Source organism: Paraburkholderia sp. (assembly GCF_049581445.1).
Lineage (GTDB): Bacteria > Pseudomonadota > Gammaproteobacteria > Burkholderiales > Burkholderiaceae > Paraburkholderia.
Genome location: NZ_JBAURZ010000384.1, coordinates 1 through 1,924, shown reverse-complemented (window position 1 = coordinate 1,924; position 1,924 = coordinate 1). Strand labels below are relative to the sequence as shown.

Below are 1,924 nucleotides of genomic sequence, written 5' to 3'. Positions count from 1 at the left end.
GATGCGCCACGCCACGTGAGACTGCGGCCAGTCGCCGAGGCGCGCGCGGATGCGCTCCGCGGCTTCGGTGAGTTCATCGGCGGGCGGCCAGAACAGGTCGCGGCCCGTGAGCGGCAGAGTCTGGTTTGTCGTGGACGTCATGCGGCGCTCCCATCCTGATGCCAGAACGGCATGCCGACCACCGGCGTGCTCGCGTGGGCGGTTTCACGTTCGGCCATTGGACCGGCCAGATATGCCTGGCGGCCCGCTTCGACGCCGAGCGCAAACGCGCGGGCCATCGCTTCAGGATGCGTCGCCTGCGACACCGCGGTGTTCAGCAGCACGCCGTCGAAGCCCCACTCCATCACTTGCGCTGCATGCGACGGCACGCCGAGGCCAGCGTCGACGATCAGCGGCACGTCGGGCAGCCGGTCGCGCAGGACCCTTAAGCCATAGGGATTGATGACCCCCTTGCCGGTGCCGATTGGCGCGCCCCATGGCATCAGCGCCTCGCAGCCTGCATCCAGCAGACGGCGCCCGATCACCAGATCTTCCGTGCAATACGGCAATACCTTGAAGCCGTCTTTGACGAGCCGCGCGGCGGCTTCGATCAGGCCCACCGGGTCAGGCTGCAGGGTGTAGTCGTCGCCGATCAGTTCGAGCTTGATCCAGTCGGTTTCGAAGACTTCGCGCGCCATGTGCGCGGTCGTGACCGCTTCGCCGACGCTCTGGCAGCCAGCCGTATTCGGCAGCAGCGGCACGCCGTGACGTTTGAGCAGATCGAAGAAGCCGGCTTCGGCGCCGCCCTCGTTCATCTGACGGCGCAGCGCGACGGTAATCATGCCGGGCTTTGCTGCGTCGATTGAATCGGACAGCGACTGCAGCGACGGATAGCGCGAGGTGCCAAGCAGCACGCGGCTGGCGAAAGTTTCGCCGTACAGCGTGAGGGCGTCAGCGGTGGTGGAAGCGTTCATCTGGAAATCCTTGTCTCTGGCGATGCACGGCCGCTAAGCGGTAGGCGGTCGCTTATTTAGCCGTAGGCGCTGGCCGGGTTAGCCGCCGGCGACGGGTTGCACGACGTCGAGCTTGTCGCCGGCTTGCAGCGCGCGCGCGGCGTGCTGGGTGCGGGCAACGAAATCGCCATTCAGGGCGACCGCGAATGGCGGACGGGCGCCGAAGGCGGACAGTGCGTCGGCGACGGTCGCTCCGTCGGGGAGCGAGAGCGGCTTCTGATTGATATGAATGTCCATGGTCTGCAAATACGGTTCAATCGGTGATACAGGTGGCCAGACAGGCTGCCGCTGCAATTCGCGTCGCAACGCTCATGCCGGCACCCGCGAGTGATACTGAGAGTCGAGCCGGCCAAGCTGGAACAGCTCGCTCCAGCGGGCATCGCGCCGCCAGTCGGCAAAAGCGTCGGCGTCGCCGATACGGCCGTCCAGCAGCGCAACCGCGAAGCGCACCGCCTCGTCGGCGACTTCCGGCACGATCATGTAGCCATGCCGGTACAGGCCGTTCACGCGCACGGTGTGCGCGCCATCCCAAACCAGCGCCGGACGGTGGTCCGGCAACGTGGGGCGGCACTGCGAATTCAGTTCGAGTATGCGCGCCTCACCGAAGCCCGGATGAATCGAGAACGCCGCGCTCAGCAGTTCCAAAGCGGAACGCACGCTGACGGGCGACATGTCCTCACCTTCAACTTCGGTAGCGCCGATCACGTAGAGATCGTCCTGCTTGGGCGCGATGTACAGCGGATAACGCGGATGCAGCAGCCGCACCGGACGCGTGAGGTTGATGCCCGGCGCATGCACTCTTGCGACCTCACCTCGAATCCCGCGCAACGTAGGCAGAACCGCCTTCGCGCCGAGGCCGCGGCAATCGACCGTCACGCGCGCGGGCGGCAGTGCCTGCTCGTCCACCGGCGTGTTCCAGTGCGTCTCGACAC

3 protein-coding genes are annotated in these 1,924 nt (G+C 66.3%); all 3 read right to left on the bottom strand.

What is annotated here, in order from left to right; translation table 11 throughout:
• Positions 1-137: 137 nt before the first annotated feature.
• Positions 138-953 (bottom strand): thiazole synthase, encoded by an 816-nt coding sequence (locus WCA85_RS33260; protein ID WP_424069686.1) that lies wholly within the window; start codon positions 951-953, stop codon positions 138-140.
• Between the two features lie 78 nt (positions 954-1,031).
• Positions 1,032-1,229 (bottom strand): sulfur carrier protein ThiS, encoded by a 198-nt coding sequence (thiS, locus tag WCA85_RS33255; RefSeq protein ID WP_424069684.1) that lies wholly within the window; start codon positions 1,227-1,229, stop codon positions 1,032-1,034.
• Positions 1,230-1,301: 72 nt separating this feature from the next.
• Positions 1,302-1,924, bottom strand: a 623-nt coding sequence (locus WCA85_RS33250; RefSeq protein WP_424069682.1) for an FAD-dependent oxidoreductase, incomplete at its 5' end; no start/stop codon positions are given.